The sequence below is a fragment of the Tildeniella sp. genome (genome assembly GCF_059505325.1).
This window is the reverse complement of the sequence record NZ_JCACKI010000013.1, coordinates 60,076-80,847: the sequence shown is the minus strand read 5'-3', so window position 1 is coordinate 80,847 and position 20,772 is coordinate 60,076. Positions and strand designations below refer to the sequence as shown.

Here is a 20,772-nt window from a genome sequence, read left to right as displayed (position 1 = left end):
GCAACGCGTGCCCGTCTAATCATCCACATAATCCCATAGCGTTTCCTTCGTAGGATGAGCAAAGCAACGCGTGCCCGTCCAATCATCCACATAATTCCATAACGTTTCCTTCGTAGGATGGGCAAAGCAACGCGTGCCCGTCTAATCATCAACACAATCCCATAGCAATTTTGGCAATCCGACTGGGTATTTCTAAATCTATGGAATACCGACGCTATTACCAACCGGGCGGAACTTACTTCTTTACAGTTGTCACCGAAGAACGGCAACCACTGCTGATTGAGCACATCGATCGGCTTCGGGCAGCTTTTCGACACGGTATGGAACGATATCCATTCACGATTGAAGGTATTGTGATTCTGCCCGATCACTTACACACCCTATGGCGGTTACCTGAAGGTGACGACAACTTTTCAATTCGGTGGATGGTCATTAAGCGCAAATTCTCTGCCGGACTCAAAGCAAAAAATGTGAATCCATCGAAACAAGCAAAACGAGAGAAAGGAATATGGCAACGACGCTTTTGGGAACACTGCATTCGTGATGCGGACGATTGGCATCGACATATGGATTACATCCACTACAACCCAGTCAAACATGGCTATTGTCTAACCCCTGCAGAGTGGCGTTATAGCTCTTTCGATCGTTCGGTAAAACAAGGCTTATACACCGAAGATTGGGGAGCCAATTTACCTCCAGAAGTCGATCGCATGGCTTTGGAGTAGCCAATGTTTCCATCTCTGTAGGGTGGGTAAAGCAACGCGTACCCACCGAAAGTAAATGGGCATGGGCTGTTGCCTGTAGCCCATCCTACAGACGGGTTACAGGCTGGGAGCCAATTCATCCCCGAAGTCGATCGTATTACTTTGGAGTAGCCAATGTTTCCATCTCTGTAGGGCGGGTAAAGCAACGCGTGCCCACCGAAAGTAAACGGGCATGGGCTGTTGCCTTTGCCCATCCTACAGACTATTACAAAGCCGTTGATATTTCGGTTGTTGCAACGGGAGTCAGCATAAACGGTTGCATCAAGTCTTTGTAAAGCCTGCGAAAGCGATCGCACCCATCAGGTAGACACAGCAAAGGTAGAACGGAGACGCAACCCCATGAAACGGCAACAGTTCAAAGCAGCACGTTTTGAGTGGAGAGTCCTGGCAGCCCTTTATGCTGCTGCATTGTTAGTAATTCTGTACCTCGCTTACACAGGCAATGTGCCCTCACAACTGAGTCAGATTCCGTTTTACGACAAGATTGGGCACGTCGTACTCTATGGTATTGCCGCTTATCTAGGGCATCGAGTCTTTGGGTATCGCCGAATGACATTACTGGCGATCGCGGTGCCGCTCTTTCCCCTGCTGTTTGGGCTTGGTACAGTCATTGAGGAACTGCTACAGTCTCTTTCGCCTAATCGTACATTGGACGCGATCGACCTCGTTGCCAGTTTTTCTGGGATTGCGATTGGCTATAGATTGGCTGAAAAGGGGCGATGATGAACGCAACTGTCGCCATTGCTACAGCAGAGAACGATCGGCTGGTCGTGTTTCTCTGCCTACAGGGTGGGGCTAGATCGTGGTCTCTTGACCTTTAATTTAGTCATCTCTACTAACGGTGCAGATCACTCACCGACTCAATCAAACGTGGTTGAGTGTGACTGTCCAACGTTTTTATTTACGAGTTTACGAAAGGATTACTATGTTTCTGCAAGACAAACGAACCAGCGCTTTAGTCGAAATCTTAGAGATTGTTGATCTGATTAATCCCGCAAAGTCTACCATCTCAGTACGAGTGCAGAAAGGTGAGGAAGAGCAAGACCCGGAATCGATCGCCAAAGATGCCCTCATTTTTCCTTCAGGCGAAAACCTGCCGCTCTGCTGGGTTGATGCTGACTATCGGGCTGATGCACCAGGAAAGTAGTCTTGAGAGCTATCAGCCGTCAGCGATCAGCTTCTTTAAAGTACTGGTCGCTGATTGCTGACTGCATTTCTAAGCAAGAGCTTATGTGTTAACCAGCGTCTAATAAGAAGGCGTACGAATGCTGGCTTTTCGCTCCCAGAAGTGAGCTATAGTCCAGAGTTGAAAGTCTAACGCCTAGTTGCTTGGTAGCAGTTTGTATGATTAAACGGTTTCGCTGGCGTGGTGCTAACAGGTTGGTTTCTGTTCTGCTGATTGCCATGAGTGTGATGAGTCTGGCGCTTCGCACCGTTGCACAGGGAGATGTGGTTACTCCAACGACTTTGCCACGTGTACCCGATCGCACCGTCAACTGTGAACTTCTCGTCGCAGGCGGTGGTATTGCAGGCGTGGCAACTGCGTATGAAGCTCTGCTGGCTGGACGCACCGTTTGCTTGACGGACATCACCGATTGGGTGGGCGGACAGCTTACATCCCAGGGTACGTCTGCCTTGGATGAGGCAAAAAAGCAGCGGGCGCTGCTCTTCTATGCGCGTGGTTACAATGAGCTACGTCAGCGGATCGAACGCAAGTACGGCAAGCTTAACCCTGGTCAATGCTGGGTGAGTGTCTCTTGCTTTTTGCCCAATGATGCCGAGCAAATTCTGATGACCATGCTGCAAGAGGCAGCGAAAAAAGGCAAAGGCACGCTCCAGTGGTTTCCATCTACAGTGATCAAGGATGTGGATGTGAGCGCCGATGGCAAGCTGATCAACTCAACGATCGCCATCCAGCACAGCCCCGCGCCCAACACGCCTGCACTCAATACTGAACCACTTTCACGAACGATCGACGATGCTTATCGCTACGAAAACTCGTCTCGGTTGACCAAACAAATCATTCGCTTTGTGCCACGTGGACAACGCTGGATTGTGGTCGATGCCACTGAAACAGGCGAATTAATCGCGCTGGCAGACGTGCCCTATCGCGTCGGGCTTGATCCGCGCACCTATCTCAATCCGTCCTCGCCAACAGATGCAGGCGATCCCTATTGTCTTCAAGGCTTTACCTACACGTTTGCAATGGAGCAAATGGCGGGTGATCAGCCGCAGCAAAAGCCACCGTTTTACGAGCAATACGAGCCGTACTACGGGTACGATACTGACCCTGTTAAAGCCGACTTCAACTTTGTCTTTACCTACCGTCGCATCTGGAGTCCTAAGCCTGGACCTCGCATCAAAGCGGGACCGTTGACAGTGACAGCGCCCACTCCTGGCGATATTTCCATGCAGAACTGGGTGTGGGGCAACGATTACCGTCCCGGCACAGCAGCAGACAATCTGGTGTACGACCGATCGCAGCTTCAACAAACGGGACAGCTCTCTCCTGGCAACTGGATGGGCGGCTTGCGTACTGATGCGTTGCGTAAAGGCGAAGAGTTGGCACTCGGCTTCTACTACTGGCTGGTCGCAGGCACCACCGATTCGCAGTTGGGTGCAGGCTTCAAGAAACCAGCGCTCAATCATCGCCTGCTGACTGGCTTCGACACGCCAATGGGCACGGCTCACGGCTTGTCGAAGTATCCCTACATGCGCGAAGGGCGACGATTGATTGGTCGATCGTCCACAGGTTATCCCAACGGCTTTAGCGTGAATGAAATCGATATCTCCCGCGCTGATTATCGCCAAGACTATTACCGCAATCTACCTGCACCGCTGTATCGATCGCTCTGGATTGCCTTAGCCGGGTTGGAAACAGGCAAGGTGATTGTGAACGACATCCCACCGGATCAGGTAACCCGCCGATCGCGCTCCACCATTTATCCCGATTCAGTTGGCATTGCTCAGTATGCGATCGATTTTCATCCCTGTATGCAAGACTCACCACCCGAAAAACCGGGAAATATTGAGCGTCCGGGTGTCCGACAGGCGCATGGACAATCCTATCCAGGACAGATTCCATTGCGATCGATGATTCCGCAGAAGCTCGACAATCTCTTGGTTGCCAGCAAAAGCATTGCGACCAGTTTCGTCGCCGCTGCCGATTATCGAGTTCATTCCTTTGAATGGTCAGTTGGTGCTGCCGCCGGAACTACAGCCGACTTTGTGCTGTCAGAAGGCGTTTACCCATATCAACTTGTTGACGACCTTTCAGGTACTACGCCCAGGCTCCAAACGTTGCAAAAGCGACTGAACCAAAACGGCAATCCCATCGCGTTTCCCAATACGTCGATCTTCAACGAGAAGTGGGAAGACTGGACGGTTTGGTAGTTATTTCACTTGAGCCACGATCGACCGATGGCGTGGGCTATTAAACGTCACGGTTGGTTGCGTGAACCCAGCAGATGCGATCGCTCCCTCCAGATCCAGTGAAAAGTACTCATCCAAATAGGGTTCCGTGCTTTTCAGCAACGTCTTCACGTAAGGCGGCATCTTCGCAAAGATCTCGGATTGTGGGTTCATGTCCATAATGGCGAAATGTCCGCCGGGACGTAGCAGACGACGTGCTTCCTTGAGAATGGCGATCGCCGCGCTTTGAGGCAATTCATGAAACAACAAACACGCGGAGACCAGATCAAACGACGCATCCGGTAAGCCTGTAGACTCCGCAGCAGCGTGAAGCCATGTGGGAGAGGGGAGAGGTGTAAGGGGTGAGGGGTGAGAAGAGGAAGTTGTTGGCTGTTGGTTGTTAGTTTTTGGTAACTGATCTTCTTGTTCTCCTGCCTCCTGCCTTCTGCCTCCTGCCTTCTGCCTTCCCTCCCCTCGATACTTCGCCACTGCCAGAAAGTATGGCGACAAATCCAAGCCCGTAATCTGTGCGTTGGGGAACGTCTCTTGAAGCGCAAGGGTACTCATGCCAACGCTACAGCCGATGTCTAGAATGTCAGTTGGAACGGTGGTTAGTTGGGCTGTGAGAGCCGTGTGATAGCTTTGCCGCAGCCGAGCATCGCCTTGTGCGCCAGCGTCTTGCCAGATACGGGCATGAGCAGCGTGAGCGGCAACTTCGACTTCCAACGCCGGATTCCAGCCCAAGTTACCTTCTTCATAGGCATGGAAGGATGTGACGTAGTAAGCCGGATAGATCAGGTCGGGGTTGTGCACCTGTGCCAAATCACTATCCCAGGTGCGTGTCCGTAAGGCTTCTACCTCTTTTGTCCAGTAAACACCCACTGACTCTGCACGCTTGATCATCATCTGACGCGCCTGCTGCTTTGCCAGGTTTGCCAGTGGTTTAACCGCAAGGATGCCATTAATCAAATGAGAGGCGAGCTTGGGCGCAAAACGTGTAGCTGTCATGAGTACGATCGCACTAAAGATTGAGATGGAGCCATAGCCACGTTCTAACCAACATGACTGTAGCTGTATTATCTCAGGTGTCGGGACGGTTGAGCGAAGCGCGGCAGATTGAAGCAGGCGATCGCTTGAGGTGTGATGATTTTGACAGCAGGTGGGCTGTGCGATCGCGCTGATAGAGGGGCAATCGTTCCTCGTGATGAAAGTTGCTCTCCATTTTGTGCTGTTTGCGTCGCTGCTTTCAAGCACTCTGCTCAAATGTTGCAGAGATTAGAGTCATTTGGGGAATGCTAACAATGAAGCATCCGGGTTGCTTTTGATTGCCAAAAGGGCGCATTGACATCCTATGAGCCAGATTACCGAGACTAAGACGATTAAGACTGAGACGATTAAGACTGAAGCCCTTGAAACTGAACGCATTTTTCAGCGCGGGTTAGCGTTGAGTCAGCAGGGCGATTACGAAGCCGCGATTGCCCATTTTGACCACGTCATGCAATTTCAGCCTGATCACAGCAATGCCTGGGCAGAAAAAGGTAATGCCTTGATTAGCCTCGATCGCTATGCCGAAGCCATCACCAGTTTTGAGCAGGCGATCGTCCGTAATCCCGCATTGCCGTCGATACACTACAGCCTGGGCTGGGCTGCATCGGTCAGTGGGCAGCACGAACGTGCGATCGCAAGCTTCCAGCAGGCATTAGCCCTTCAGTCAGACTTTCCTAACGCGCACTATGGTTTGGGACTTGCCTTCTACATGACGGGACAGTACAAAGCAGCGATCGCGTCTCTCCATCATGCTCTGGAACGGCAACCGGATTCTGCGGATGCCTGGTACAGCCAGGGGTTGGCGCTGTATGCCACCAAGGGATACGAAAGCGCGATCAAGCATTTTAACCAGGCGCTACAGCTACAGCCCGATTATCAGGCAGCATTTAGCAGTCGTGGGGCAGCGCTGATGGGGTTGGGGGATTATGCAGCCGCGATCGCCAGCTATGACAAGGCATTGGGACTCAACCCTGAAGATGCTGAATCTTGGTATCAGTGGGCAGTGTGCCTGAAGCAGTCCGGTCGGTATCAAGATGCCATCCTGGGCTACAACAAAGCGATCGCCTTTCAACCAAGCCATACTGCGGCGTATGGCTGTGGCTGTTGTTTGTTGAAACTGGGCGACTATGAGGGCGCGATCGCCAGCTACGATCGTGCCTTAGTGCTGCAACCAACGCACTACCAAAGCTGGTTCAACCGGGGCGTTGCGCTCAATCGCCTGGGCTGCTTTCCAGAAGCCGTTGACAGCTACGAGCAGGCACTTGCTTTACAACCTGACGATCCCAAAGCCCGCAACAATTTGGGTGGGGTTTTGCTCAAACTCGGACGCTTTGAAGAAGCGATCGCCTGTTACGAGAAAGTGTTGGCGCTCCATCCGGATGATGCCCTTGCACAACAGAATCGTAGCGTAGCCATGCGGCGATCGCAGTCCAGTAAGGGATAATAAAACTCTGTCACGTTTCGGGGAAGTCGATGGGACAATACGAGCGCTTGATCCTCATGGCGGAGGACGAACTGACGCAATATAGCACTGATGCCCGCAAGATTGAAAAACTGCGGCAAAAGATTGGCTTGTCGGTGCCTCCGGGTGAGCAGCGACAGGTGAAAGAAACACTCCTGGCAGAACTGCCCACTGATCCGATTAGCCAGATTGTGGAAAATCAGCGACAGGTCGTAGCGCTGCCGTTTTGGGGCATTGCTGGTTTGGGGCTGCTGCTGGGCATTTCGTTTATGCAGCCTTTAGATTTCATTGCCACGTTTGTCGGCGGTGCGATCGCCTTCAATGTGCAGAAATGGGGTTGGCAGCTACAGGCAAAACGCTTAGTCTTGCAAACGCTGGAGGAGATTGAAGCGAAAACTCGTAAGCCTGCTGAAGAGAAGGCGACCGAACCGGGACAGTGATTATCTACCAGTCCTGCTCGATCGCTGAAAACTTGACGGCAGCCTCTTTTTGAAGCGGCGACTCAAACCCAGTGTCATTGAATTGAGTGTCAAACCGAGGAATGGGTAAAATAGCCGCAGCCGCACCAATCAATGTAAAGACGGTAACTAATTTGAGCAACATGGCGCGATCGAAAAGTGGTGTGTTCATGGTGAATGCAAGTCCTTACCGTTCGTTCTTCACGCAAACTTCAAAGCGTCCGGAGTGGATCACCTTCTGCATTTAAGACTGCTTAAGCACCGTTAGTGGTTCAATTTATCCCCTGTTTTTTAAAGCAACAGCACGCTTTTGCACTTTCTTCTCTACACTAGACAGGAGTTTCGTGAACACTCGACAAACGTCTGTGGTTCCTCGAAGCACAGAGGCAAGCAGTCGCGATCGATACCGATGACAATGGTGCTTCTGCTGAATTAACAGCAACCAAAACCGCTAAAAAGGCAAAAGCAAAGTAATGGGCGCATCAATTTCGGTTAATCAGGCAACGTTTGCCGCTGAAGTGCTTGAAAAGTCCCACGAGCAGCCCGTTCTGGTAGACTTCTTCGCCCAGTGGTGTGGACCCTGCCAGATGCTTAAGCCGCTGCTCGAAACGCTGGCGCAAGAGTATGACTTTGTGCTGGCAAAAGTGGATATCGATCAGAATCCTGATCTGGCGCATACGTATGGCGTGGAAGGCGTTCCCGATGTCAGAGTGGTCGTTGATGGCAACCTGACAGACGGCTTTGTCGGCATGTTACCAGAGCCAAAGCTACGTGAGTTTTTGGCACAACTACAGATTACCTCCACTCTGGATGAGGCGTTAGAAGCAATCTATGCGGATGCGGCGATCGGTAAGGTCGATCAAGCTGAGTCCCGCCTTGCGGCATTGCTACAGCAGTATCCTGATAATCGCGGTTTGACTCTTGAAGCCGCCAATTTCTACATCGAAGCCGATCGCCTTGACGAGGCTGAGAAACTGTTAGCAACGATTCAGAACGACGACAAAACACATGCGCCTCACGTCAAAACGCTAAGGGCGATCGTTCAGTTCAAAAAAATTACCTTACAGCCAGAAGGCGACAGTGATCTTGATCGTGCCTTCCAACAGGCAGCCAGTCTCGTGCTTGAGGAAAACTACGAAGCCGCTTTGGAGAGTTTTTTGACTATTCTTAGGAGCGATCGGCGCTTTCGGGATGATGGTGCTAGAAAAGCGATGCTGGCAATCTTCGATTTGCTTGGCGACGATCATCCTTTAACAAAGAGCTATCGCAAACGATTAGTGATTGCGCTGTACTAGGCTGCTATGCTACCCTCTGCATCGCTTTTTGTATTGTGCAGTGCTAACGCCTACGATAATAGACTTTCTATTCGACGCATCTTTGATGTCGATAAACTCATTGAACCTGTATGAAGGAATCTTGGATTTCTAAGCGCCGCACTCTTTGCTTATCTGGACTAACGATCGATTGCCATGTCTCAGAACCAAATGCGCTCGATTTTCCTGGATGCAACGATCATCTGCTTTGCCTTCTGTTAAGCGACAGCAATCAACAAAAGCTAACGCGTATTGGTGAACAGTCATCTGAAAAAGCTCAAAGCAAAGGAGACTTCTGGATTTGCCCGGCAAAGACATCAGGGCTTTGGGATTGGGCTAGTACTGATGAATCGCTGATGTTTGTGATTAACCCAGTGCTTCTGAATCAAACAGCGAAAGACGTGAGTGGATGCGATACAAGCACTGTTGAGTTGCTTAGTACAATTGGGGCGCATGATCCACAGCTTGAAGCGATCGCGCGTTTATTTCAGGCAGAGCTTGACACAGGCGGCGTGGGCAGTTCACTTTACGCTGAATCGCTGATGCAAGTGTTGCTTATCCACCTGCTGAGACATCACTGTGCGTTGCAACCCAAAATTCAACCGACCACAGCAAGTTTGCCTGCTCATCGACTTCAGACGGTGCAGGACTACATTCACAGTCGTCTCGACCAACCACTTCAACTAGCTGAACTAGCGGCAGTGTCAGGCTTGAGCCAGTATCATTTTTGTCGCGTATTTAAGCAAACGATCGGTCTTGCGCCCTATCAATATGTGCTTAAACAGCGTATGGAAAAAGCAAAAGTTCTCTTGCATCAGGGGAATCATACACTTGTAGAAATCTCTCTGCTGGTTGGCTGCACTGATCAAAGCCGTTTTGCAAAACATTTCAGGAAGCATTTTGGGGTAACACCCAGAGAGTTGCTTGGTAAAACATTGCCGTAGTGCGTCAGTTTGCGATCGCTTTCGCGCTCTAAGGGGCTGGTCGTGATCGCACGATAGCAAGAATGACCTAAAGTAACCGCCACTTTCGCAAGAAACGCCTATCTTTCATCCCGCAGCCAACGTATCTTTTTGGTACGTTCTAGAGTTTTGGTCAGCTCTACTTCAGTGCCTCCACCTGATATTCCATCGAAAGCTACCACTATGCGTCGAGAAAAACTTGCTAAAGGTCTGCTGGTTGCCGCTGCGATTTCAACTCTGACGGTTCCAATCGGAGTTGACGCTGTTCTATTGGCAAATGGTCATATGAATAATCCTGCCTGGCTGCCTCATGCCAAGCTTCACTGTGCCATGTCGTTCTTTGCGGCTGCGTCGCTAGGAAGTGCAGCCTTAGCCATTTTGAACGTGCGTCCAACGAGCGATCGCTTTTCGATGGGGTTAGCCGCCTTTCTCGGCTCTGCCTTTTGGCTAGGGCTGATTGCGGCTGGTTTTTGGCCCGGCACATCTTATGGCTTCCTCAATGACCCGGTTTTGGGCAATGTTCAAGAACCGCAAATCGGGGGCATCTCGATTTACCCTAATGTCATCGCAGCGATCGTCACTATCGCGATCGCAGTAGTCGGCTATTGGTTGACTGGAAAAGAAAAATTGGTTGAACGATAGTAGTCATAAGTAACGATTCAAGAGAAACGAATGAAAATTGGTATTATTGGTGCTGGCAACATGGGTGCTGCACTGGGAAAGCTTTGGGCAAACGCGGGTCATCACGTCATTTTTTCTTACTCGCGGGACGAAGCAAAACTGCGTGAACTGGCGATAGAAGCAGGGAAAACGGCAAAAGCTGGTACTGTTCAAGCGGCAGTAGCAGACAGCGATGTCGTTCTATTGGCAGTTTGGCTACCAACGTTAGAAGCGGTAATTCAAACTGCTGGCTCCCTGGATGGAAAAATCATCATCACCTGTGTCAGCGGACTGCAACCAGATTTCACCGGGCAGACAATCGGTATCGCGACTGACTTAAAGACTTCTGTTGCGGAAATCATTCAACAGCTTGCACCCGGTGCAAAGGTTGTGGAGGCATTCAACACAACCTTTGCTGAAATCCTTGCTTCAGACTCAAGGCAATTTGGCTCTGATATGCCCAATGTTTTCTACTGCGGCGATGACAGCGAGGCAAAGCAAGTTGTTGCAGGTCTGATCGAAGAATGCGGCTACGAATCCGTGGATGCAGGCAATTTAATGGTCGCTCGCACTCTAGAAACGCTGGCAACTGCCTGGGTACAATTTGCTGTTTCAAGCCAGCTCTTTCCTAATCTGGGGCTGAAAGCCCTGCGACGCTGAGTCATGATAGCGCCTTATGACTGTCGTCGGGGTGCGCTAGCAGGTCATCACGCAAGTCTTCTGGTAGATCGAGCATTTCGGGGGCAACGGCAGGGTTTTCAATGATTTCTCTAGAGTTGCCTGTGTAGCCACCTTTGGAAACGAGATCTAACGGATCGAACATCCCCTCATCTTTGAGCTTTTCAGCTTGCGTTTTTTCTTTGGCTGGAAGCTTTTCTGCGGAGTCGCTCATCTGAAGTACCTGAGAACGTTACTCCTAGATTAGGATGCCGTTATGCCGCCAGTGACTACCGCAAGGACGAATCCGAGGTTGCTAAAGACTCTACTTTGGAGGCAGGTTATTCCTCTGCATCCGCTTTTTCTGGCTTGAGGAGCGGGAAGGCGATCGCGTCTCGAATACTGGCGCAATCGGTGAGCAGCATCACCAGGCGATCGATGCCAATGCCCAAACCGCCCGTGGGAGGCATTCCATATTCCAATGCGGTGAGAAAATCTTCGTCCACGCCATGCGCCTCCAGATCGCCAGCGGCTTTACGGGTAGCCTGAGCTTCCAGGCGATCGCGCTGTTCTACCGGATCGGTTAACTCAGAGAAACTGTTAGCAAGTTCACGTCCGACCGCGAACAGCTCAAACCGTTCCACTAAACCGGGCTTAGACCGATGGGGTTTTGCTAAGGGCGAAATTTCCACCGGATAATCCATCACAAAGGTGGGCTGAGTGAGCGTTGTTTCGACTTTCTGCTCAAAGGCTTCGTTAAGGAGCTTACCGATCGACGTTACGCTAGCAATATCCGTAATCCCCGCTTTTGTTGCCGCTGCTTTTGCGTCTTCAAGTGCAGTGAACTGACTGAAATCCACACCTGTCTGCTCCTGGACAGCATCATTCATGGTCACTCTGCGCCAGGGCGGAGTCAGGTCGATCGCGGTGCCCTGATAGGTAATTTGCAGCGTTCCCAACACTTCTTGTGCGGCATAGGCGACGATCGCTTCGGTCAGCGCCATCATGTCGTGGTAGTCAGCGTATGCCTGGTAGAGTTCGATCGTGGTGAATTCGGGGTTATGCCGAGTTGAAACGCCTTCATTGCGGAAAATCCGACCCAGTTCAAAAACCTTCTCAAAGCCACCAACGATGAGCCGCTTGAGGTGGAGTTCAGTCGCAATCCGCAGATAGAGCGGCATTTCCAGCGTGTTGTGATAGGTCGTGAAGGGACGCGCATCGGCTCCTCCGGCTTCGGTTTGCAGAACAGGCGTTTCGATTTCGATAAAGCCTTGCTGATCGAGGTAGCGACGGATGGCAGCAGTGATGAGCGCTCGACGGCGGAAGGTTTCTCGCACATCGGGATTGACAATCAGATCGACGTAGCGCTGACGATAACGCTTTGCCACATCCGTTAAGCCGTGCCACTTATCGGGCAGAGGCAACAGAGATTTCGTCAGCATGGCGTATGCGTTGACGTAGACGGACAGTTCGCCTTTCTCGGTGCGCTTGATGGTGCCTTTTGCGCCGATAATGTCGCCCACATCTACAAGCTGCTTCAAATGATCAAATGCATTGGGCGTGTCTGCCATGCGCTCTTGAATGCGGCTTTTTTCGAGATAGAGCTGAATGGTGCCCGTTTCATCCTGCAAGTTGAAGAACGCTAGTTTACCAAAGACACGTCGCGCCAGAATGCGTCCCGCGATCGCCACCTCAACCTGCACTTCTTCGCCACTGGGCAGCTCAGCATACTTGGACTGCAAATCAGCCGTATGGTGCGTCACGTCCCACCGATAGGCGTAGGGATTTTGCCCTGCTTGCTTCAACTGCTCTGCCTTTTCCAAGCGGGTAGCGCGAATGTCTGACAGGCTGGATTTGCTTTGGTCGTCGGGTTGTGAGCGATCGGAAGACATGGTGAATCGTTTGAAATGGATGTAGCGCTGACGCTGTGAAGTCGAGATAAAGCGAACTTGAGCGAATGTAAAGCTGGAACAAATTGTTATGGGTTGCGCGATCGCGATCGCGTTTAACTAACACCACAATTGAAACGCAGCTTCACACTGAAACTTAATTATAGAGACGAATTGACCGATGCCACGGTCACGGCTGGCACGATCGATCCGTCGACGTTGCTCAATGACTGCCCATGATGAGCCAGCTATTATAGTGCCATCGGGTTTGAGGTCACACGACAGACTATCAGTCTCATGCTCTCATGCGAAGCGGTCGATCGTGGGTATGAAACCACCAACGCCGATACAGCTATTAGCCTGGACGGAGCGTCTGTGCCACCCTTGCAGTAATTAGGAACGTAACAGCGGCGTGAAACGAGCAAATATTTACAAAACTGCCATCATCAGCGTCCTTATCCTTCTTATTGGCGCACTATTGCAGATCAACGCGAACCTGGCTGACTCAGCCAGATTTAACCATCAAAGCGGTGCTACCGATCGTGTCAGTGCCGTGGCTCAGGGCAACGGTGGTTCTGTCGTGCCTCAACTGTTTGCTAATAATGCGACGATTGCTGCTAGTGACTCTAAGAATGCCCGTGGCAGCAAGCAAAACGATCGCTCACCCTTGGGCATCAACCTTGCTCAACTGACCAGCTACAGTCCGGAACGACCGTTCGTGGATGTCTTTAAGACCGCTCATCCCTGGTTTTCCAATGCGGAGGGTGCAAGTTGGTCACAGGGAGGTCCATTGAACCTCACGCCTGAGGGCTGGGTTGCCTCTCTCCGATCGGGTCAATATGCGACGACTGGGCTACTGGATGTCGATCGGCACTATCCAACTGGAAACTATACGCTGCTGTACGACGGAGAGGGACAGTTGGACGTAAGCGCAATGAGCAGCAAGGGACTCACGATCGTCAGCCAAACGGCTGGTCGTATGGTGGTTAAGGTCACCACTGAGGCTGAAGGCGTTTTTCTCAACCTGCGTGCAACCAACCCGGCGAACCCACTTCGCAACATCCGGTTCATCATGCCGGGACACGAAAAAACTTATCAAACACAGCCGTTCAACCCACAGTTTCTGGCTGCTCTATCTAAGTTCAAAGCCATCCGCTTTATGGATTGGCAGGGGATGAATGGATCTCAGCTTGCCAACTGGTCGGAGCGCACGACCCTCGCTTCTGCAACTCAGGCAGTGGAAGGCGGGATTGCCCTGGAGTATATGATTCAGCTTGCCAACACCCTACATGCTGAACCCTGGTTTTGCATTCCCATTAGAGCGAGTGATGATTTCGTACGTCAGTTTGCGACGCTGGTGCGCGACAAACTTGATCCGTCGCTCAAAGTCCATGTTGAATATTCAAACGAAGTCTGGAATTACGGGTTTGAACAGGCAGGCTATGCCAGAGATCAAGGGGTTCGGCTAAAGCTAGACAACGACCAATATCTCGCTGGAACGAAGTACTACTCGCAGCGATCGGTGGAAATTTTCAAGCTTTTTGAAACCGTTATGGGCGGCACAAAGCGGCTCGATCGCGTGTTGGCGGGGCAATCGGTCAACACCTGGTCTGGCGATCAAATGCTTGCCTGGAAAGATGCTTATAAGCACGCCGATTCGTATGCGATCGCCCCCTATTTTGACGGTAGGGATATATTGTCTAACGCTGAGAAGTCTGCTCAAATTGCTCAAATGTCGCAGGATCAGGTACTTGACATTTTGCAAGCAGATATTAAAGGTGCGAACAAAGACGCGATCGTCACCTCCGCTAACTTGGCTCGTAAATACAAACTCAAGCTTCAGTCGTATGAAGGAGGGCAACATTTAACGAGCTTTCAGTTCGGGAGTTACGAGCCTCAAATTACCAAGTTGTACTCCGATGTCAACCGTAACCCTCGGATGGGCGACCTGTATACAGAGTATCTCAACAACTGGAAGGCAGTCGGCGGTGGACTTTTTAGTCAGTACTATGATGTCGGTATGCCCAGCAAATTTGGCATGTGGGGTGCCCTGGAGTATGTTGGACAAGATCCAAAAGCAGCTCCCAAATACCAGGCATTGACTCGTTACATCAGCGCTAATCCGACTGCTCAGTAGCCGTAATGAATGGTGTTTAACCCAGCAGACGGCTCTTCTGTCGAGGCGATCGCCCCCGTCTTGACGGAAATTTTGCACAATAAGTAGGTAGCCACAATTAATTGTGAGGGAGTTTGGGGGCGTTGCCCCCAGGCAGCTTGCGACCTGAGCTTCAACGTGAGCGCTCAGCCGAACAGCGCTCAAGCCGAAGGGGGTTCCACCCTCTCCATCCCCCAAATCATCTTTAGTTTAATTACTCCCAGCAACTTAGATGAAGCTGAGACGCTAGAGATGACGCTGAGAAATTAAGCTGGTAAGCTCATCGCAGCCGTTTGTAATGTCACAATTGGTTGATAGCACAGCCGATGTTAAGTGTTGAGTCTAAACGTCCAATGAAAAGCGCCTTTCTGGAACGCCTGCATCATCCCGATCGCCCCGTTATCGTCTTTGATGGCGCGATGGGTACGTCTCTGCAAACGCAAAACCTGACGGCAGAAGACTTTGGCGGCGCAGACTACGAAGGCTGTAACGAATATCTGGTGTTCACTAAACCCGAAGCCGTTGCCCAGGTGCATCGCGAGTTTCTGGCAGCCGGAGCCGATGTCATTGAAACCGATACGTTTGGGGCAATGTCGATCGTCCTGGCAGAATACGATCTGGCAGATCAGGCGTATGCGCTCAACAAAGCCGCCGCAGAGCTGGCAAAACAAGTCGCCAGTGAATTTTCGACCCCTGAAAAACCTCGCTTCGTCGCTGGCTCGATCGGTCCCACCACCAAACTACCCACATTGGGGCATATCGACTACGACACGATGAAAGCCACGTTTGCAGAACAGGCAGAAGGCTTGTACGACGGTGGCGTGGATCTGTTCCTGGTCGAAACCGCGCAGGACGTGTTGCAGATCAAAGCCGCGCTGAATGGCATTGAAGAAGTCTTTAAGAAAAAGGGCGATCGTCGTCCTTTGATGGTTTCTGTGACGATGGAACTTCAGGGCACCATGCTCGTCGGCTCCGATGTCACCGCCATGTTGAGCATCCTGGAACCGTTTCCTATCGATATCCTGGGCTTGAACTGTGCGACGGGACCCGATCGCATGGCAGACCATATCCGCTATCTTTCTGCCAACTCACCCTTCGTCATCTCCTGCATCCCCAACGCAGGCATCCCTGAAAACGTCGGTGGTCACGCTCACTACAAGCTGACCCCGATGGAACTCCGCATGGCACTCATGCACTTCGTCGAAGATCTGGGCGTGCAGGTCATCGGTGGCTGCTGTGGCACCCGTCCCGATCACATTCAACAATTGGCGGAGATTGCGCCGACGTTGAAGCCGAAAGAGCGTCCTGTAAGACAAGGGAGTCGGGAGTCGGGAGTTGGGAGTCGGGAAAGAACCTCTACACCCTACACCCTACACCCTACACCCCGTCCCCTCCTGAGCTATACTCCCTCCGCCGCGTCCATCTACAGCGCTCAGCCCTACGACCAGGACAACTCCTTTCTCATCATCGGGGAACGGTTGAATGCCAGTGGCTCCAAGAAGTGCCGCGATCTGCTGAACGCCGAAGACTGGGATGGGCTGGTGTCGCTGGCGAAAGAGCAGGTGCGGGAAGGGGCACATATTCTTGATGTGAACGTGGATTATGTCGGGCGCGATGGTGTGCGGGATATGCGTGAAGTGGTATCGCGCCTAGTGACGAACGTGACGTTGCCCCTGATGCTGGATTCCACTGAATGGGAAAAGATGGAGGCAGGGCTGAAAGTGGCAGGCGGCAAGTGTCTGCTCAACTCCACAAACTATGAAGATGGTGAAGAACGCTTTCTGAAAGTGCTGGAGTTAGCGAAACAGTATGGTGCGGGTGTGGTCGTCGGCACGATCGATGAAGATGGCATGGCACGCACCGCCGAGAAAAAGTTCGCGATCGCCCAACGCGCCTATCGTCACGCTCTGGAATTTGGCATTCCTGCCCACGAAATTTTCTTCGATCCGCTGGCACTGCCTATTTCCACCGGGATTGAAGAAGATCGGGCAAACGGACGCGCCACGATCGAATCGATCCGCCAAATGTGGTCTCAACTTCCCGGTTGTCACATACTGCTGGGGGTTTCTAACATTTCCTTTGGCTTGAGTCCAGCAACGCGCATTGTGTTGAACTCAGTGTTTCTGCATGAAGCCACCGAGGCGGGTATGGATGGTGCGATCGTCAGCGCCAGCAAAATTCTCCCCTTAGCGAAGATCGATGCCGCACATCAAACCGTTTGCCTGGATCTGATTTACGATCGCCGACGGTTTGACGGCGATGTGTGCGTCTACGATCCGCTGGCAGAACTGACCAAGCTGTTTGAAGGCGTATCGGCAAAGGAAGCGCGATCGTCTCGTACCGCGATCGCCGATCTGCCCCTCGAAGAACGCCTGAAACAGCACATCATTGACGGCGAACGCATGGGGCTAGAAGACCTGCTCAAGCAGGCGATCGCGCAATATCCACCGCTCCAAATCATCAACACCTTTTTGCTGGATGGCATGAAGGTTGTCGGCGAACTCTTCGGCTCTGGGCAAATGCAGCTACCGTTCGTGCTGCAATCCGCCGAAACGATGAAAGCTGCCGTTGCTTTCCTGGAACCCTTCATGGAAAAAGAGGACTCCGGGCAGGCAAAAGGCATCTTCGTGATTGCCACCGTCAAAGGCGACGTACACGACATCGGCAAAAATTTGGTCGATATCATCCTGTCCAACAACGGCTACCGCGTAGTTAACCTGGGCATCAAACAGTCTGTGGATGCCATCATTGAGGCATACGAGCAGCACAAGCCCGACTGCATCGCCATGAGCGGTCTGCTGGTCAAATCGACTGCCTTCATGAAAGAGAATCTCCAGGTCTTCAACGATCGCGGCATTACCGTGCCCGTCATTCTCGGCGGTGCCGCCCTCACGCCCAAGTTCGTCTACGAAGACTGCCAGAATGCCTATAACGGTCAGGTCATCTACGGCAAAGATGCTTTCTCCGACCTGCACTTCATGGACAAACTCATGCCCGCGAAGGCAGCAGGGGTGTGGGACGATGTGAAAGGCTTTTTGGGAGAAGAGGCAGAAGGCAGAGGGCAGAAGGCAGAGGGAGCAGAGGGAGCAGGGGAAGCAGGGGAAGCAGGGGAAGCAATTCAAAACTCTGACCCCACTCCCCACTCCCTACTCTCTACTCCCTCCATCGAAGACACTCTTCGTTCCGACGCGATCGCCCCCGACATCCCTCGTCCCACACCCCCCTTCTGGGGCACGAAGGTGATCCAGCCAGCCGATATTCCCTGGGACGAACTCTTCTGGTATTTGGATTTACAGGCATTGATCGCGGGACAGTGGCAGTTCCGCAAACCCCGCGATCAATCCCGCGAAGAGTACGACCAATTCCTGCAAGAAACGGTCTACCCCATCCTGGAGCAATGGAAACACCGCATTGTCAATGAGAACCTGCTCCATCCTCAAGCCATCTACGGCTACTTCCCCGCGCAGGCAGATGGTAATAGCGTTCACCTCTACACTCCCCACTCCCCACTCCCCACTCCCCACTCCCTATCCCCCCTCGCCACCTTCACCTTCCCCCGCCAAAAATCCCTCCGCCGCTACTGCATTGCCGACTACTACCTACCAAAAGACCTCCCGACTCCCGACTCCCCACTCCCCACTCCCCACTCCTTCGACGTTTTCCCCATGCAGGCAGTCACAATGGGCGAAGTGGCAACGGAGTACGCCAAAAAGCTCTTTGACGGCAACAGCTATACTGACTATCTCTACTTCCACGGCATCGCGGTGCAAATGGCAGAAGCATTGGCAGAATGGGTTCATGCCCGCATTCGTCGTGAGTTAGGTTTTGGTAGCGAAGAGCCGGACAATATCCGCGATGTGTTGGCGCAACGCTATCGAGGGTCACGCTACAGCTTCGGCTATCCTGCCTGCCCCAATATGCAAGATCAATACACGCTGCTGGATTTGCTGGATGCCAAACGCATCAATCTCCACATGGACGAAAGCGAACAGTTGTATCCAGAGCAATCTACCACCGCGATCGTGGCGTATCATCCCGCCGCTGCTTACTTTAGTGCCTGATAGCGTTCAGATTTGACGCTGGCGTTACGCTGCTTGAAGTTCGCTCAGTTTAGCAAGTACTTCTGTACTGTGGATGGCAGGGTTAACGCCAGTAAATGTCGCTCGAAGCACACCGTCAGGGTCAACAATGTAGGTATGACGGAGGGCAACAACACCCATCCACGAGCCATAAGCTTTACTAACAGAACCGTCTGTATCTGCCAGCAGCGGAAATTTTAGCCCTTCGGAATCGCAAAATTCAGCATGGGATGCAACTGAATCAACGCTAACGCCTAGAATCTGCGTGTTGCGATCGCTGTACTTGGGCAAATCTTGCTGAAAACGCCGTGCCTCCAATGTGCAACCAGACGTAAAATCTTTGGGATAGAAGTAGACCACCACCCACTTTCCCCGGTAGTCAGCCAGTGAAACCGTGCCAGCTCCTGTGTTGGTGGGCAGCGTAAAAGCAGGAGCGACTTGATTAAGGGGCAGTTGTGCTCCACCGAGGGCGTTGGCTGCGATCGCGGGACTGAAAACCGTAAACAGAGAAAGGCAAACCGTAACCAGAAGCTTAAGCAAAAAGCGACGAGACATAACCAATCAACTTAAATAACTGCTTAATGTAAGTTAACATTATCCGCTTGCTCTCGCTGAACGTCGTAGGGACGTGCAGGTAACGTCCCTACAGTCAAAGTAGCCTCAATCAATATTGATCGTGTTGGGTGAGCCGCTACCACTAGGAGAACCTACAAGTGGCTTGCGATAATCAGCGTAAAGGCGATCGCGCCAGCTAAAGAACGGCTCGAAAATGCCCACATCCCCAATGCCGGGAACGCCCCTGTCTTTCAGCGCATCTGGAATTTCGAGGTAGTTGCCAGCGGGAAACTTCAGGTACATGCTTAACCCAGCCACCGCAAAATCTGCCAGTGTGGGGTGGTCAGTCACCAGGTAGGGTTGGTCATACAGCAAGAAGCAAAGCGATGCTAGATCGCGTTTCACCGCTTCAGTTGCCGTTTTGATCGTGTCTGATCCAAGTCCAACACCTTGCCCCAACGCGCTGAGCAGTTCATTGGGAACCGCACCAATCAAATTCTTGACAACATCGGGCACTGAGCTTGGCAAAAACGCTGTGCGAAAGTTCTGGCTATGGTTTAGAGCATCAATCATGACTTTGCGGGCATTTAAGCCGATCGACTCATCTGCCCACTGCTCAATCAGTAGCGTCAAACCACGCAGCTTGGGATCGGTCGGTATCAACGGTTTATCCGGATACTGTCGTTCCAGGTATTCGGCGATCGCAGTGGAGTCGGCGATGATCTCGCTACCATCCTTTAGAACAGGCACCTGTCGTTGCCCAGACATCCGATACAAATCAATCTGACCCATGCCAGGTGTAACCTCAAACTTGCGGTATGCCAGCCCTTTGTAATCAAGGATAAACCGCACTTTCTCACAGTAATGGGATAGCTCAAACTGGTATAGCTCTAACATCGTGGATCTCCTGTGGGGCGCTTGGAACGTGGTATCTAACGGTTTCAGGTGCAAGACGACTTCGTAAGCTACTGTAATCCTCTGCCAAACACAAACACAATGCAATCTGTTGAAAGACGCATCTAGCAGCGTTATAGGCAAACTATTGATTCCACGCAAGAGCCTTAGCTTGCTAGAATGCTCCGTTTCTGGCAGTCTGTTCGTAGCTCTACACTGCCGTAGGTTTCCCCGCTACGTCCACTCGCCACAACGATCGCCCCTCACTCCTTTACGGTGTTCACGTTGAACCAACAGCAGAAACAGGAAAATAATGGTTCCCCTCTCTTCCTTCTCAGTTTGCTCATCCACATGGGGGAAGCCACCCAATGGTCTGACGCGCCAATCTAAAGCTGGATACTGTCCGAAGAGAGTGAGGAGAATGATGAGACGCAAAGCAAGCCTGCTGTCAATGTCGCGATCGCTG

At 51.9% G+C, this 20,772-nt stretch carries 21 protein-coding genes; 13 read left to right on the top strand and 8 right to left on the bottom strand.

Annotated features, from left to right (window positions below; translation table 11 throughout):
- Nucleotides 1-200: 200 nt before the first annotated feature.
- The 5 genes from AC5JO6_RS05990 to AC5JO6_RS05970 all read left to right on the top strand — a co-directional run bounded on the left by AC5JO6_RS05990 (nt 201) and on the right by AC5JO6_RS05970 (nt 4,157).
- On the top strand, nt 201-725 hold the full coding sequence (locus tag AC5JO6_RS05990) for an REP-associated tyrosine transposase (protein WP_496080162.1): 525 nt from the start codon (nt 201-203) through the stop codon (nt 723-725).
- Complete coding sequence (locus AC5JO6_RS05985) at nt 677-1,039, top strand: hypothetical protein (protein ID WP_496080132.1); 363 nt, start codon at nt 677-679, stop codon at nt 1,037-1,039. Before AC5JO6_RS05990 ends, AC5JO6_RS05985 begins: the two co-directional genes overlap by 49 nt.
- A gap of 64 nt (nt 1,040-1,103) precedes the next feature.
- Complete coding sequence (locus AC5JO6_RS05980; RefSeq protein WP_496080131.1) at nt 1,104-1,487, top strand: VanZ family protein; 384 nt, start codon at nt 1,104-1,106, stop codon at nt 1,485-1,487.
- Nucleotides 1,488-1,689: 202 nt separating this feature from the next.
- On the top strand, nt 1,690-1,911 hold the full coding sequence (locus AC5JO6_RS05975) for an acetyltransferase (RefSeq protein ID WP_496080130.1): 222 nt from the start codon (nt 1,690-1,692) through the stop codon (nt 1,909-1,911).
- Nucleotides 1,912-2,177: 266 nt separating this feature from the next.
- Entirely contained in the window at nt 2,178-4,157 is a 1,980-nt protein-coding gene (locus tag AC5JO6_RS05970; protein WP_496080161.1) for an FAD-dependent oxidoreductase, read from the top strand.
- Here the strand turns inward: AC5JO6_RS05970 and AC5JO6_RS05965 are convergent, their stop codons facing one another.
- Both AC5JO6_RS05965 and AC5JO6_RS05960 read right to left on the bottom strand, forming a co-directional pair.
- Nucleotides 4,158-5,183: a class I SAM-dependent methyltransferase gene (locus tag AC5JO6_RS05965; RefSeq protein WP_496080129.1), complete on the bottom strand. Its 1,026-nt coding sequence runs from the start codon at nt 5,181-5,183 to the stop codon at nt 4,158-4,160.
- A gap of 68 nt (nt 5,184-5,251) precedes the next feature.
- Nucleotides 5,252-5,425, bottom strand: coding sequence for a hypothetical protein (locus tag AC5JO6_RS05960; RefSeq protein ID WP_496080128.1), 174 nt, complete (start codon nt 5,423-5,425; stop codon nt 5,252-5,254).
- Between the two features lie 101 nt (nt 5,426-5,526).
- On the opposite strand from AC5JO6_RS05960, the gene AC5JO6_RS05955 reads away from it, so the two are divergent.
- Nucleotides 5,527-6,666, top strand: a complete 1,140-nt coding sequence (locus AC5JO6_RS05955) for a tetratricopeptide repeat protein (protein ID WP_496080127.1) — start codon at nt 5,527-5,529, stop codon at nt 6,664-6,666.
- Nucleotides 6,667-6,695: 29 nt separating this feature from the next.
- On the top strand, nt 6,696-7,124 hold the full coding sequence (locus AC5JO6_RS05950; protein WP_496080126.1) for a hypothetical protein: 429 nt from the start codon (nt 6,696-6,698) through the stop codon (nt 7,122-7,124).
- A 4-nt stretch (nt 7,125-7,128) separates the two neighbouring features.
- Here AC5JO6_RS05950 and AC5JO6_RS05945 read toward each other — a convergent pair whose 3' ends face one another.
- Nucleotides 7,129-7,314, bottom strand: a complete 186-nt coding sequence (locus AC5JO6_RS05945; protein ID WP_496080125.1) for a hypothetical protein — start codon at nt 7,312-7,314, stop codon at nt 7,129-7,131.
- A gap of 301 nt (nt 7,315-7,615) precedes the next feature.
- Between AC5JO6_RS05945 and AC5JO6_RS05940 the strand changes: the two genes are divergently transcribed.
- The 4 genes from AC5JO6_RS05940 to AC5JO6_RS05925 all read left to right on the top strand — a co-directional run bounded on the left by AC5JO6_RS05940 (nt 7,616) and on the right by AC5JO6_RS05925 (nt 10,737).
- Nucleotides 7,616-8,437 carry a tetratricopeptide repeat protein gene (locus tag AC5JO6_RS05940; RefSeq protein ID WP_496080124.1) on the top strand — a complete coding sequence of 274 codons (822 nt, stop codon included), beginning with the start codon at nt 7,616-7,618 and terminating at the stop codon, nt 8,435-8,437.
- A 110-nt stretch (nt 8,438-8,547) separates the two neighbouring features.
- Nucleotides 8,548-9,399 (top strand): helix-turn-helix domain-containing protein, encoded by an 852-nt coding sequence (locus tag AC5JO6_RS05935; RefSeq protein WP_496080123.1) that lies wholly within the window; start codon nt 8,548-8,550, stop codon nt 9,397-9,399.
- Between the two features lie 201 nt (nt 9,400-9,600).
- A complete protein-coding gene (locus AC5JO6_RS05930) occupies nt 9,601-10,059 on the top strand; it encodes a hypothetical protein (RefSeq protein WP_496080122.1) in 459 nt (152 codons plus the stop codon).
- A 15-nt stretch (nt 10,060-10,074) separates the two neighbouring features.
- Nucleotides 10,075-10,737: an NADPH-dependent F420 reductase gene (locus AC5JO6_RS05925; protein ID WP_496080160.1), complete on the top strand. Its 663-nt coding sequence runs from the start codon at nt 10,075-10,077 to the stop codon at nt 10,735-10,737.
- Between the two features lies 1 nt (nt 10,738).
- On the opposite strand, the gene AC5JO6_RS05920 is transcribed toward AC5JO6_RS05925, so the two are convergent.
- Nucleotides 10,739-10,969: a hypothetical protein gene (locus AC5JO6_RS05920; protein WP_496080121.1), complete on the bottom strand. Its 231-nt coding sequence runs from the start codon at nt 10,967-10,969 to the stop codon at nt 10,739-10,741.
- Nucleotides 10,970-11,075: 106 nt separating this feature from the next.
- Nucleotides 11,076-12,626, bottom strand: coding sequence for a lysine--tRNA ligase (gene lysS, locus AC5JO6_RS05915; RefSeq protein ID WP_496080120.1), 1,551 nt, complete (start codon nt 12,624-12,626; stop codon nt 11,076-11,078).
- Nucleotides 12,627-13,035: 409 nt separating this feature from the next.
- On the opposite strand from lysS, the gene AC5JO6_RS05910 reads away from it, so the two are divergent.
- Both AC5JO6_RS05910 and metH read left to right on the top strand, forming a co-directional pair.
- Nucleotides 13,036-14,760, top strand: a complete 1,725-nt coding sequence (locus AC5JO6_RS05910; protein WP_496080119.1) for a hypothetical protein — start codon at nt 13,036-13,038, stop codon at nt 14,758-14,760.
- A gap of 371 nt (nt 14,761-15,131) precedes the next feature.
- Complete coding sequence (metH, locus tag AC5JO6_RS05905) at nt 15,132-18,839, top strand: methionine synthase (protein WP_496080118.1); 3,708 nt, start codon at nt 15,132-15,134, stop codon at nt 18,837-18,839.
- 24 nt (nt 18,840-18,863) lie between these two features.
- Here metH and AC5JO6_RS05900 read toward each other — a convergent pair whose 3' ends face one another.
- The 3 genes from AC5JO6_RS05900 to AC5JO6_RS05890 form a co-directional block, all read right to left on the bottom strand.
- Entirely contained in the window at nt 18,864-19,412 is a 549-nt protein-coding gene (locus AC5JO6_RS05900; RefSeq protein ID WP_496080117.1) for a peroxiredoxin, read from the bottom strand.
- Nucleotides 19,413-19,517: 105 nt separating this feature from the next.
- Complete coding sequence (locus AC5JO6_RS05895; protein ID WP_496080116.1) at nt 19,518-20,309, bottom strand: glutathione S-transferase family protein; 792 nt, start codon at nt 20,307-20,309, stop codon at nt 19,518-19,520.
- A gap of 231 nt (nt 20,310-20,540) precedes the next feature.
- Nucleotides 20,541-20,741, bottom strand: a complete 201-nt coding sequence (locus tag AC5JO6_RS05890) for a hypothetical protein (protein ID WP_496080115.1) — start codon at nt 20,739-20,741, stop codon at nt 20,541-20,543.
- Between the last annotated feature and the right edge of the window lie 31 nt (nt 20,742-20,772).